The 11,963-nt window shown below is 71.3% G+C and carries 11 protein-coding genes; 4 read left to right on the forward strand and 7 right to left on the reverse strand.

What is annotated here, in order from left to right:
* Positions 1-175: 175 nt before the first annotated feature.
* On the reverse strand, positions 176-1,534 hold the full coding sequence (locus ABZ470_RS03945; RefSeq protein ID WP_362909794.1) for a hypothetical protein: 1,359 nt from the start codon (positions 1,532-1,534) through the stop codon (positions 176-178).
* Positions 1,531-2,049 carry a SigE family RNA polymerase sigma factor gene (locus tag ABZ470_RS03950; RefSeq protein ID WP_362909796.1) on the reverse strand — a complete coding sequence of 173 codons (519 nt, stop codon included), beginning with the start codon at positions 2,047-2,049 and terminating at the stop codon, positions 1,531-1,533. The genes ABZ470_RS03945 and ABZ470_RS03950 overlap by 4 nt, the downstream gene beginning before the upstream one ends.
* Positions 2,050-2,388: 339 nt before the next feature.
* Between ABZ470_RS03950 and ABZ470_RS03955 the strand changes: the two genes are divergently transcribed.
* From ABZ470_RS03955 to ABZ470_RS03970, 4 genes are all read left to right on the forward strand, one after another.
* Complete coding sequence (locus ABZ470_RS03955) at positions 2,389-3,648, forward strand: sensor histidine kinase (RefSeq protein WP_362909798.1); 1,260 nt, start codon at positions 2,389-2,391, stop codon at positions 3,646-3,648.
* A 58-nt stretch (positions 3,649-3,706) separates the two neighbouring features.
* Positions 3,707-4,375: a response regulator transcription factor gene (locus ABZ470_RS03960; RefSeq protein WP_352009591.1), complete on the forward strand. Its 669-nt coding sequence runs from the start codon at positions 3,707-3,709 to the stop codon at positions 4,373-4,375.
* Positions 4,376-4,595: 220 nt separating this feature from the next.
* Positions 4,596-5,366 carry an ABC transporter ATP-binding protein gene (locus ABZ470_RS03965; RefSeq protein ID WP_352009592.1) on the forward strand — a complete coding sequence of 257 codons (771 nt, stop codon included), beginning with the start codon at positions 4,596-4,598 and terminating at the stop codon, positions 5,364-5,366.
* A 2-nt stretch (positions 5,367-5,368) separates the two neighbouring features.
* Positions 5,369-7,870, forward strand: a complete 2,502-nt coding sequence (locus ABZ470_RS03970) for an FtsX-like permease family protein (protein ID WP_362909800.1) — start codon at positions 5,369-5,371, stop codon at positions 7,868-7,870.
* Between the two features lie 46 nt (positions 7,871-7,916).
* On the opposite strand, the gene ABZ470_RS03975 is transcribed toward ABZ470_RS03970, so the two are convergent.
* The 5 genes from ABZ470_RS03975 to rph form a co-directional block, all read right to left on the reverse strand.
* Positions 7,917-8,174, reverse strand: coding sequence for a hypothetical protein (locus ABZ470_RS03975; protein WP_362909802.1), 258 nt, complete (start codon positions 8,172-8,174; stop codon positions 7,917-7,919).
* Positions 8,171-8,881, reverse strand: coding sequence for a toxin glutamine deamidase domain-containing protein (locus ABZ470_RS03980; RefSeq protein WP_362909804.1), 711 nt, complete (start codon positions 8,879-8,881; stop codon positions 8,171-8,173). The genes ABZ470_RS03975 and ABZ470_RS03980 overlap by 4 nt, the downstream gene beginning before the upstream one ends.
* 143 nt (positions 8,882-9,024) lie before the next feature.
* Positions 9,025-10,572: a molybdopterin-dependent oxidoreductase gene (locus ABZ470_RS03985; RefSeq protein WP_362909806.1), complete on the reverse strand. Its 1,548-nt coding sequence runs from the start codon at positions 10,570-10,572 to the stop codon at positions 9,025-9,027.
* Between the two features lie 46 nt (positions 10,573-10,618).
* Positions 10,619-11,218, reverse strand: coding sequence for an XTP/dITP diphosphatase (locus ABZ470_RS03990; RefSeq protein WP_352010157.1), 600 nt, complete (start codon positions 11,216-11,218; stop codon positions 10,619-10,621).
* Positions 11,219-11,226: 8 nt separating this feature from the next.
* Positions 11,227-11,943: a ribonuclease PH gene (rph, locus tag ABZ470_RS03995; protein WP_352009597.1), complete on the reverse strand. Its 717-nt coding sequence runs from the start codon at positions 11,941-11,943 to the stop codon at positions 11,227-11,229.
* Between the last annotated feature and the right edge of the window lie 20 nt (positions 11,944-11,963).

Genomic DNA, 11,963 nt, shown 5'->3' on the forward strand with positions numbered 1-11,963 from the left:
CAATAAAACGGAAAACGAAACGCAGGCGTTCATCCCGGTGACCGTCAGTGTCACCCTGGCGCCTCAGGACGCCGCCTTCGTCGAGGCCTACGTCACCCAGGGCAGGGCCCCCTCCCGATCCGCCGCCCTCCGCGAGGCCCTCCGCCTGCTCCGCGTCTCCGCCGACGGCCTCCCCTCACCAGTCGCTCCCTCCCAGAACGGCCGTGTGGAGATCGCCGATGTCGAGTCCTCCCCGGTGGAGGACCTTCCCTCCGGCCCCCAGGACACGGTAGCCGCACGCGCGCAGCCGTTCCCTGGACAGGCCGGGAGGTGAGAAGAGGGCCAGTCCTGTGGCGTCGGCGGAGGCGGTGGCGATCGTCCTGTTCCCTTCTCTGAGTTCGACGCGGACCCCTGCCCCGTTGGGGACGCGGACGGCGGCGGCCGGGGAGCCGCCGAGGTCCGTGGTCCAGCCGACCGGCTGGGAGAGGTCTCCCGCCGGGCGGCCGAGACGGTCTGTCGTCGTGCTTCCGTCAGGGGCGGTGTAGGTCGTCTGGACGGCGAGGAAGGTGGGGGTCTCGGGGCCGGAGACGGTGGCGATGAGGGCGTCCCGGCCGGCGCCGAGGGGGCCGCCCCACAGATAGCGGTAGGTCAGCCGCCAGGGCGGGGTGGCCAGGGCGCCGAGTCCCCACAGCAGTCCCTGAGCCTGTTCCCGGTCGACGTGGCCTTCGGCGGCCGCGGCTGCCCTGGTCAGGTCGGGGCGGAAGGCGGGGTCCTCGTGCTGGGATGTGGGCCAGCCGAGTGGCACGGGTTCTCCGAAGCGTTCTCCCAGCCGGATCTTGATGGCGACGTGGCCGGGTGCGGCGTCGGGGACGGGGGTCAGGATCAGGCCGTCGTCCGTCCGGAGGGTGCGGGTGCGGCGTGTCGGGGTGCCGTCGGAGCGGTAGGTGACGGAGGGGGAGATCTTCACCGCGGTCGTCCGCGGGGGGCCGAGCACGATGAGGGTGTGGTCGGGGTCTGCGGAGATCCAGGCGATGCCGTCCCTGCCCGTCATGTTCGGGGGTTGCGGGTCGGCTCTCAGAGCCTCCACGGGGGTTCCCGCCGTGCCGTACAGGATGACCGTGCCGCCCATGGCGGGGTTCTTCGGGGAGACCGCCACGATGACGCGGTGTCCTGCCCTGTCCCCGGCGTAGAGGACGCGGGCGCCGGGATCGCCGAGGCGGGTTCTGAGGGCTGTCAGAAGGGTGGGGTCGCCGGCGAGTTCTCCTCTGGCGGGCCAGTCCGGTCCTGTTCGCCGTGTCGTCAGGACGGTGGTCACCCGGTCTCCGGGGTCGTGTGGTGTGGCGGGCCGTACGAGGACGAGGGTGAGCACAGTGGTCAGCGCGGTGGTCAGCGCGAGCGCGCCCGCGGCGGTGTTCCTGCGGCGGCGCCGGGCGCGGTGGATGCGCCGCAGGGTCGCGCCGTAGGGGTCGGAGTGTTCGGCGACGGTCCCTGCCTGGCGGGTGAGGCTGCTGCGCAGCGCCTGTTCCAGCGCTCGTTGTCCCGGTGGTGTGTTCATGGGGTCGTTGTCTCCCTCGGGGGCGTGGCCGTCCGCGGTTCGGGGTCGCCGGTGATCCCGGGGTGGCCTCTGAGCCGTTCCAGGCCGCGTGAGGCCTGGCTTTTGACCGTGCCGAGGGAGCAGCCGAGTGTTCTGGCGACCTCGGCCTCCGGCAGGTCCTCGAAATAACGCAGGACGAGTACGGCGCGCATTCTGGGGGGAAGGGTCAGCATCGCCGTCCAGAGCGCGTCGCGGGTTTCGTAGCCGGTGTGCGGGTCCTGGACGGCTGTCTCCGGGACGGTGCCGGTGAGGTGTTCGGTGATCCGTCTTCGCCGCCACCAGGAGATGTTGAGGTTGGCGAGCACCCGGCGGGTGTAGAGCTCGGGGTCGTCGATCCTGTTCCAGCGTCTGTGGGTCCTGACCAGCGCGGTCTGGAGCAGGTCCTCGGCTCTGCCGTGGTCTCCGGTCAGCAGGTAGGCGGTGCGGAGCATGGCCTGCCAGCGTGAGGTGACGAAGTCGCGGAAGTGTTCCTCCACGCTTTCCGCGCCTGTTTCCACGTTTCCCCTCCCGGCCCGCCCTCTTCTTTCTCAGATACCGGGCCGGTGGGAAAAGGTTGAGAGGGTTCCGTCAGTGAGGGGCCGGGAATGACGACGGGCCGCGCGATGCGTCCTCTTCATCGCGCGGCCCGGCATTGTTGTGATCCGCCATCACAAACAATCTCTCCCTTTACTCACCCCGGAGGGTGCTCCCGAAAACCATGGTGCCCGAAGGGGCGTAAGAGGGGTGTAAGGGCTTTGGAGGTGCGACCTGGGTCGTAGGCGCGGTTCCGCCCTGAGGGGGAAGGGCATTGATCTGCGTATACGTATCGTGGTGACGTGTTCGGCAGATTACTCGACTGGAGCCGTCGGCATCCCGGTGCCGTGGATGCTCTCTGGCTGGTGCCTTTCGCCGCGATCTCGGTGGCGAACGGGTGGTTCGTCGCGAGCCTGACGGGTTCGGGGGCGAGGAGTGTGCCGTGGCCGGGGGTCGTGACGGGGCCGTGGGCGATCCTGGTCTTCGGGCTGATGGTCTCGGTTCCGCTGTTGTGGCTGCGGCGGCATCCTCTCGGGGTCTTCGCGGCCGTCTCGCTGGGGAGTTTCCTTCAGTGGCTCGCCGGGGTCGATCCGCTGGCGTTCAACGTGTCCGTGCTGATCGCCATGTACGCCGTGGCCGCGCGGCGCCTGTTGCGCTGGGCGGTCGCCGCGGGCCTGGTGGCGGAGCTGGGGCTGGCCCTTTCCTTCGGGCGGCTCGTGACATATCCGGATTTCGTGAGCTGGGCCAGCCTCTCCGTGTTCGTGGTGGCGATCTGGATCGCGGGCATCTACGCCAACACCCGCCGCCGTTATCTGCTGAGCCTTGAGGAGCGGGCCGTACGGGCCGAACATGAGCGTGACCAGCAGGTACGGCTGGCCGCCGCGGCCGAGCGGACCAGGATCGCCCGTGAGCTGCACGACGTGGTCGCGCACAACGTGAGTGTGATCATCGTTCAGGCGGACGGCGCGGGGTACGCGATCGACAACGACCCCGAGCAGGCCAGGGAGGCCATGCGGGCCATCTCGTACACGGGCAGGCAGGCGCTGGCCGAGATGCGCAGGATGGTCGGCGTGCTGCGCACCGACGGCGTGTCCGGGGCGGGTTCCGCCGAGAAGGGTTCCGCCGGGCAGGGCAGGGTCGAGGAGTACGCTCCGCAGCCGAGCCTGTCGCAGCTGGACGACCTGGTGGCCCAGGTGTGCGCCTCGGGGGTGCCTGTCGAGTTGCGGGTCACCGGCCCGGCGCAGGGTCTGCCCGAGGGGGAGCAGCTGACGGTCTACCGGATCGTCCAGGAGGCCCTGACCAACACGCTCAAACATGGCGGCCCCGGCAGCAGCGCGGTGGTCGAGATGGAGTACGGTCCGCGTGAGCTGCTGGTCCGGGTGACCGACGACGGGCGGGGCGCGGCGGCGCCGCGAAGTGTGGACGGGCACGGCCTGGTCGGCATGCGGGAGCGGGCGGCGATGTTCGGCGGGAGCGTCGAGGCGGGTCCGCGCCCCGGTGGCGGGTTCCGGGTGACGGCGCGGTTGCCGATCGGCGAGATGGGCAGGAGCAGGGCCGCGTGAGGGGGGCCGGACGGAAGGGTGCCGGGGAGCGGTTTCCCGGTGGGAAGGTGGGTGGCCGGTGATTCGCGTGATGCTGGTGGACGACCAGGCGCTGCTGAGGGCCGGGTTCCGCATGGTGCTGAACGCCCAGCCGGACATCGAGGTCGTCGCCGAGGTGGGTGACGGGGCGGCGGCGGTCGAGGTGGCCGGAGGCGGCGGTGTCGACGTGGTGCTGATGGACGTGCGGATGCCGGTGATGGACGGCGTCGAGGCGACCCGTCTGATCCGCGCCGCCGAGGACGGGCCGCGGGTGCTGATCCTGACGACGTTCGATCTGGACGACTACGCGTTCGCGGCGTTGAAGGCGGGGGCCTCCGGGTTCCTGCTGAAGGACGTGCCGCCTTCCGACCTGGTCAGCGCCATCCATTCGGTGCACAGCGGGGACGCGGTCGTCGCGCCGAGCACGACCAGGCGGCTGCTGGAGCGCTTCGCCGTGCATCTTCCCTCGCCGGGTACGGCGGAGCCGACGGTGTTCGGCGGTCTGACGGCGCGGGAGCGGGAGGTGCTGGTGCTGGTCGCCCGTGGCCTGTCCAACGGGGAGATCGCCGAGCGGCTCGACCTGGCGGAGGCCACGGTCAAGACGCATCTGGGCAGGGTGCTGGCGAAACTGGGGTTGCGGGACCGGGCCCAGGTGGTGGTCTACGCCTACGAGTCCGGGCTTGTGACGCCGCATTCGACGGATTCGTGAGCCCTTCCCGGCAAGGTCTTTCACGGGCCGGCCCCGCGAGCCAGGCCCCCGGCTCGTCCGAATGGCCGATACGGGGACTACGTCACGGGTCGTAGCCGCCCGGGAACAAGCCTCCTTCGGCGGAGGCCGACTCTGTCCCGCAGGCCGATGAACGGCCCTGTCCTGCGCCAATAGCGTTCTTCCAGTTCGCAAGACACGCTTTTGGCAAGGAGACAGAGACGTGACCATCACCGGAGAGGTCGGCGCGGGGCACGCGCGCAGGGACACGGCGGCGGCCGTGGTGGCCAGGGGCCTGACCAAGGTCTACGGCCAGGGAGACGCGGCCGTGGAGGCCCTCCGGGGAGTGGACGTCTCCTTCGCGACGGGCGCCTTCACCGCGATCATGGGGCCCTCCGGGTCCGGCAAGTCGACGCTGATGCACTGCCTGGCCGGTCTGGACACCGTCACCCACGGGCAGGTGCACATCGGCGAGGTCGAGCTGACGGGTCTCGACGACAAACGGCTGACGCTGCTGCGCCGCGAGCGGATCGGGTTCATCTTCCAGGCGTTCAACCTGCTGCCGACGCTGACCGCCGAGCAGAACATCAGGCTTCCGCTGGAGATCGCCGGAAGGCAGGCGGACCAGGTCCTGTTCGACCGGGTCGTGGAGACCGTCGGCCTGCGGGAGCGGCTCGGGCACAGGCCCAGCGAGCTGTCCGGCGGCCAGCAGCAGCGGGTGGCGGTCGCCCGCGCCCTGATCAGCAAGCCGCAGGTCATCTTCGCCGACGAGCCGACCGGCAACCTGGACTCGCGCAGCGGCGCCGAGGTGCTGTCGTTCCTGCGCACGTCGGTGCGCGAGCTGAACCAGACGATCGTGATGGTCACCCACGACCCGGTCGCGGCGTCCTACGCCGACCGGGTGATCTTCCTGCGGGACGGCCTGCTGGTCAGTGAGCTGTTCCAGCCGACCCCGCAGAGCGTGCTGGACACGCTGATGAAGCTGGAGGCCTGAAGGTGCTCAAGACGACCTTCGCCGGGCTCAGGGCACGCAAGCTGCGGCTGCTGCTCACCTCGCTGGCCATCGCGCTCGGGGTCGGCTTCATCGCGGGCACGTTCGTGCTCACCGACACCATGCAGGCCGGTTTCACCCAGAAGTTCGGCGCGGCGGCCGACAAGATCGACGTCGCCGTGCTTCCCGCCCCCGACAAGGCGGACCTTTCCCAGGCCGTGCTGGAGAAGGTCCGCGCCGTCGGCGGTGTCGCCGACGCCCAGGGTCTCGTACGGGGCACCTCCGCGCTGATCGGCAAGGACGGCAAGGCCGCCGGTGACTACCCGACCTCGGGGGTCTCCATCGTCCAGGGGCCGCTGAGCCGTACCTCCATCGTCAGCGGTTCGGCGCCGAGCACCGCGACGCAGGCCGTGCTCGACAAGAACACCGCCAAGACGCGGGGGTTCAAGGTCGGCGAAACCGTCGCGGTGCTCGACTCCAAGAACGTCAGTCACGAGTTCACGCTGGTCGGGCTGTTCGACGTCGGCCTCGACCAGGAGCTGGCCTACACCGGCGCGGTCGGCTTCGTCACCGAGACGGCCAGGGCGATGACCGGTGAGAAGGGCTACCGGGAGATCGACGTCGCGGCGGCCGAGGGGGTCTCCCAGGAGGACGCGCGCGCCGCGGTCGTCAAGGCCCTCGGGGCCGGCTACGAGGTGAAGACCGGCAAGCGGTACGCCGACGACATGGTCAAGGCCAACGGCGCCGACAGCCAGTTCCTCACGATGGGTCTGTTGCTGTTCGGCCTGGTGGCGATGTTCGTCGCGGCGCTGGTCATCTACAACACCTTCAACATCCTCGTCGCCCAGCGGACCCGGGAGATGGCGTTGCTGCGCTGCATCGGCGCGACGCGCGGGCAGGTGTTCGGCTCCGTCCTGCTGGAGTCGGCGGTGGTCGGCCTGATGTCGTCGCTGCTCGGCCTGCTGCTCGGGTACGGCATGGGCGCGGGGGCGATGGTGGTGCTGCGTACCTCCGGTGCCCCGCTGCCCGAGGCGACCGCGACCCTGACGCCGTTCACCGTGGCGCTGGCCGTGGCGGTCGGCATGGTCGTCACGGTCGGGGCGGCCCTGCTGCCCGCGCGTTCGGCGACGCGGGTCGCGCCGATCGCCGCGCTGCGCGCCCAGGTGGAGGAGCACACCTTCAGGGCGGGGGTCGTGCGGGTGATCGTGGCGGCGTTGTTCCTGGTCGCCGGGGTCGCGGTCACCGCGGTCGGGGTGACGATGGATCCCGGCCAGGCGGCGCTGTTCACCGTGATGGCGGGCGGCGCGCTGGTGTTCTTCGCGGTGCTGGTCCTCGGACCGGTGATCGTCAGGCCGCTGGGCGCCTTCGTGGGCTGGCTGCCGGGCAGGCTCTTCGGGGTGCCGGGCAGGCTCGCGCTGGACAACTCGGGGCGCAACCCGCGACGTTCCGCGACCACGACGGTGGCGCTGACCGTCGGCGTGACGCTGATGACGCTCATCTCGGTGCTCACCGGCACGCTGCGGCTGACCTACTCCCAGAAGCTCGACGAGCAGTTCCCCGTCGACTACATGGTCCAGGCCCAGGACCGCGAGTCGCGTCTGCCGCGTGACCTGGCGGAGAACCTGCGGACCAGGCCGGAGCTGACCTCGGTCGTCGCGATCCGCCAGACCGACGCCAAGGTCGGCGCCGAGGACTCCACCTACCGGGCGGGAACGTTCGCCGCCACCCGGGACTTCGCCCCGGCCTTCACCTCGGGGTCGGTCGGCGCGCTCAAGCCGGGGACCGTGGCGGTGGCGGGCTACGTGGCCAAGAACCTCAAGGTCGCGGTCGGCGACCGGCTTCCGCTGCGCACGAAGAAGGCGGGCCGGGTCGAGCTCACGGTCGTCGGGGTCTTCGACGCCGATCAGACGGGCCTGGCGGAGCTGACGGTTCCCGCAGCCGACTTCGACCGTTACTTCGGCGTGGTCGACGACAGCCGGATCCTGGTCAACGCCAAGGAGGGGGTCGCCCCCGACGTGACGCGCAAGGTGGTCGAGGCGGCGGCGCAGCCGTACCCGACGGCGAAGGTGGCCAGCTCCACGGAGGTCAGGAGCGGGTTCGACGAGGCGCTCGACATGAGCGTGATGATCATCACGGGGCTGCTCGGGCTGGCGGTGCTGATCTCGCTGCTGGGGATCGCCAACACGCTGTCCCTTTCGGTCCACGAGCGGACCAGGGAGTCGGCGCTGCTGCGGGCGCTGGGCCTGACCCGGTCCCAGCTGCGGGCGATGCTCTCGGTCGAGGCCCTGATCCTGGGGCTCATCGGGGCGCTGGTCGGGGTGGTGCTCGGTGTCGTGTTCGGCTGGGCCGCCGCACGGACCGCGACGACCGGCGTCGTGTTCACCGTTCCCGTGCCGCAGGTCCTGGCGTTCGTGGTGCTGTCCGGTCTGGCGGGCGTGCTCGCCGCCGTGCTGCCCGCCCGTAAGGCCGCCCGGGCCTCGGTCGTGGACGCCCTGGCCGCGGGCTGACCGGTGCCGGGGCGCCCCACGGGGTGCCCCGGCCCTTTCGCCCGGCTCATCCGGGGTACCGGTCGGCGATGGTCTCCGGGTTGAGGAGGGGCCTGATCGTGATCTCCCCGGTGGCCTTGTCGATCACGAGGCATCCGCCGCCGACGGTGTCGGGCAGCACGCCGGGGTCCTCGGGTTCGGGCTCCTTGGCCCAGGCGACGTATCCCTCGGCGAAGTCGTAGATCCGGATCTCCACGGCGGCGTCGAGGCCTCTGACGCCGTTGAAGTACTCCTCCGCGACCGCCCTGGCCTGTTCGAGGTTCACAGTCCGCGTCCCTCCGCGTCGAGGATCACGCAGAACACCCCGGTCACGAACTTGTAGAGCGGCTCGTCCGCGAGCCTCCCGAGTTGCGCGTCGAGCCAGAGCACCTCTCCGGAGGCGTTCACCGCGTTCCAGGCATGGCTGCCGCCCCCGGGCCAGCGGTTGACGATGATCGCGGCGGATCCGTGGCCACCGGCCAGCAGCGCCGGTCCGATCGGGCCGTAGGCCTGTCTTCCCTGTCCGAGGTACTGGAAGCGCTGTCCGAGCCACCGTTCCGCGCGGGCCGCCCCGCCTTCCTCCCCGGTCAGCAGGGGTCTGCCGGCCCGGTCGTACTCCGGCCGTCTCGGCGCGGCGACGACCGGCGTCCCGTACCAGGTGGACAGCACCGACAGGGCGCAGTCCAGGGAGTTGGTCGCCCGGAACGGGTCGTCCGCCGCGCCGGCCCCGTTGATCGCTTTGATCCACTCTCCCCGGGGGTCGGGGAAGCGCGTGGGCGTCCCCTCTTCGGTCACCGGCACCGAGCACAGCAGGTCCTCCTGGATCTGCGGGTCCGGCATCACCAGCCCGCCCACCGCGCCGTACGGCCTGCACCGGTCCAGCCTGATCGGCCGCCACGCGACCCGCTCCGGCTCCCTGGGCGGCGCCACGACGACCGAGGAACGCGGGTCGAGCTCGAAGTCCCGCCACCGCTGCCCGTCCGCGGTCACCACGGGGTTGTACGTCCTCGTTTGTAATACCGCGGTTGAAAACGCCTGTTCCACCGGTCCCCCTCGGCCTCGTTTCGGGCCGATGTTAGGGCGCTCGGCCGTACGGCACCGGCGAGTTGACCAGATCTGGAAGGAGCGTCCCCGGCTCAGGTGACCCGGACGTCCACGGTGTGCCAGCCGGTGGCGCCGTCGGGGCCCACGGGGGCGCGTTCTGCGGTCTGGGTGTAGCCGGTGGCGTCGGTCGCCCGTACCTCGATGGTGTGCTCGCCCGGGGTGGCGTCCCAGTCGTCGACCACCCACTGGCGCCAGGTGTCGGCGGTCGGCGCCTGGGCGAGTCTCGCCTGGCGCCACGGCCCCCGGTCGATCCTGACCTCGACCGCGTCGATCCCCTTGTGCTGCGCCCAGGCGACCCCCGCGATCACCGTACGGCCCGCGGGCAGGTCGGCCCCGTCCCTGGGCAGGTCGATGCGCGACTCGGTCTTGACGGGTCCCTTCGGCGCCCATCCCCTGGGTGTCCAGTACGCCTCATCCCGGTCGAAACGGGTGACCTTGATGTCGGTCACCCACTTGGTCGCCGAGACGTATCCGTACAGGCCGGGCACGACCTGGCGGACCGGGAAGCCGTGCGCGAAGGGCAGCGCCTCACCGTTCATCGCGAAGGCCAGCAGGGCGTCACGGCCGTCGAGGACGACGTCGACCGGGGTGCCGCAGGTCCAGCCGTCGGCCGAGGTGCTCAACAGCATGTCCGCGTCCCGGTGCACGCCCGCGTCGCGCAGCACCCCCGCCAGGTCGGCCCCCAGCCACCTGGCGTTGCCGACATAGGGGCCGCCGACGTCGTTGGAGACGCAGCACAACGTGACGTCCGCCTCGACCACGGGCCGTTTCAGCAGGTCGGCGAAGGTCAGTTCGACGGGCCTGTCCACCATGCCGTGGATCCTGAGGGTCCAGGAACGGGGGTCTACCTGCGGCAGCACGAGGGCGGTGTCCACCCGGTAGAAGTCCGCGTTCGGGGTGACGAACGGCGACAGTCCCTTGATCCTCAGGTCGGCCCCGGCCGGGATCGGGGGAAGCGGGGTCGCGGGCCCGGGCAGCCTCAGGGAGGCCCTGGCCGCGCTCACCGCGGAGCGTCCCGACGTCAGCGCCTGGCCGATCACGCCGCTCACCCCGGCCAGCGCGAGACCGCCCGCCGCCCCGATGAGCAGTCCGCGCCGGTCAATCGCGGCGCCCTCCCCCGAGGCCGTGGGGGCCGGGCCCCGCAGGGCGCGTCCGGTCAGCAGGCGCAGGGTGACGGTGCCCGCGACCACGCCCGCGAGCGTGGGCACGGCGTCCAGGACGCCCGCGTCCGGACGGGTCAGGGCGGCCGAGACGCCGACCACGCCGAAGGCCGCCAGCCCGGCGGTGCCGTACCTGAGGTCGCGCAGGGCCAGCGTCCCGATGGCCGCGGCGATCGCGGCGAGGACCACGAGGATGCCCGCGACCAGGACGTTCTTGTCGTTCTCCCCGAAGACGCGGATCGCGAACTCCTTCGCCCCCGCGGGGGCGAGGTCGACGGCGGCGTCGCCGACCGCGACGACGGGGAAGGCGGACGCCCTGACCAGCCCCGCGGCCGCCAGGGAGACCCCCAGCGCCGCCGCGCAGGTAACCAGGCCGATCAGCGGGCCCGCCCACCCGAGCGCACGTCTGTTGCTCTCCATGCCTGCGACGTTACGCCTGTCCGCGCGCCGGTCGCGGCGCGCGTCCTCAGCCGAGGAGCTCCGCGATGACGGGGGCCAGGGCGCGGAAGGCACGGCCCCGGTGGCTGATGGCGTTCTTCTCCTGGGCCGAGAGCTCAGCCGCCGTACGGCTCTCGCCCTCGGGCACGAAGATCGGGTCGTAGCCGAAGCCGTTGGCGCCGCGCGGGGCGTCGATGATCACCCCGTTCAGGGTGCCCTCGATGATGCGCTGCTCACCGGAGGGCAGCGCCAGAGCCGCCGCGCACGCGAAGTGGGCGCCCCGGTGCTCCTCCGGCACGTCGGACACCTGGGCGAGCAGCAGTTCCAGGTTCGCCCGGTCGTCGCCGTGCCTGCCCGCCCAGCGGGCGGAGAAGATGCCCGGCATGCCGTTCAGCGCGTCGACGCACAGGCCGGAGTCGTCGGCGATGGCGGGCAGGCCCGACTGCTCGGCGACGGCGCCCGCCTTCAGCAGGGCGTTCTCGGCGAAGGTCAGGCCGGTCTCCGCGACGTCACCGATCTCGGGGAACTCCTCAAGCCCGAGGATCTCGGCCGTGATCGAGGCGTCGGCCAGGATCCGGCGCAGCTCGGCGATCTTCCCGGCGTTCCTGGTCGCCAGGACCAGTTTGATCGAGGAGCTCACGCCAGCGCCTCGCGCTGCAGGCGGGTCAGCTCCACGCATCCGGCGGCGCCGAGGTCGAGCAGTTCGTCGAGGGCGGCCCTGTCGAACGGCTTGCCCTCGGCGGTGCCCTGGACCTCGACGAACTGGCCGCTTCCGGTCATCACCACGTTCATGTCGGTCTCGGCGGCGACGTCCTCGGTGTAGCAGAGGTCGAGCAGCGGCGTGGAGCCGACGACGCCGACCGAGACGGCGGCGACGGAGTCGATGAGGGGGTCGCCCGCGCACATCTTCCGCTCGCGCATCCACCGCACCGCGTCGGCGAGGGCCACGTAGGCGCCGGTGATCGCGGCCGTGCGGGTGCCGCCGTCGGCCTGGAGCACGTCGCAGTCGATCACGACGGAGTTCTCGCCGAGCACCTTGTAGTCGACGCAGGCCCGTAGAGAACGGCCGATGAGGCGGGAGATCTCGTGCGTCCTGCCGCCGATCCTGCCGCGCACCGACTCACGGTCGTTGCGGGTGTTGGTCGCCCTGGGCAGCATGGCGTACTCGGCGGTCACCCAACCCTGGCCGCTGCCCCTGCGCCAGCGGGGCACGTTGTCCTGCACGGAGGCGGCACACAGCACCCTGGTGCCGCCGAACTCGACGAGCACCGACCCCTCTGCGTGGGCGAGCCAGCCACGGGTGATGGTGACGGGGCGAAGCTGATCGGGAGAACGTCCATCTGCGCGAGCCATGGACCTCACCCTAGGGCCTT

This window comes from Streptosporangium sp. NPDC020072 (assembly GCF_040631445.1).
GTDB lineage: Bacteria > Actinomycetota > Actinomycetes > Streptosporangiales > Streptosporangiaceae > Streptosporangium.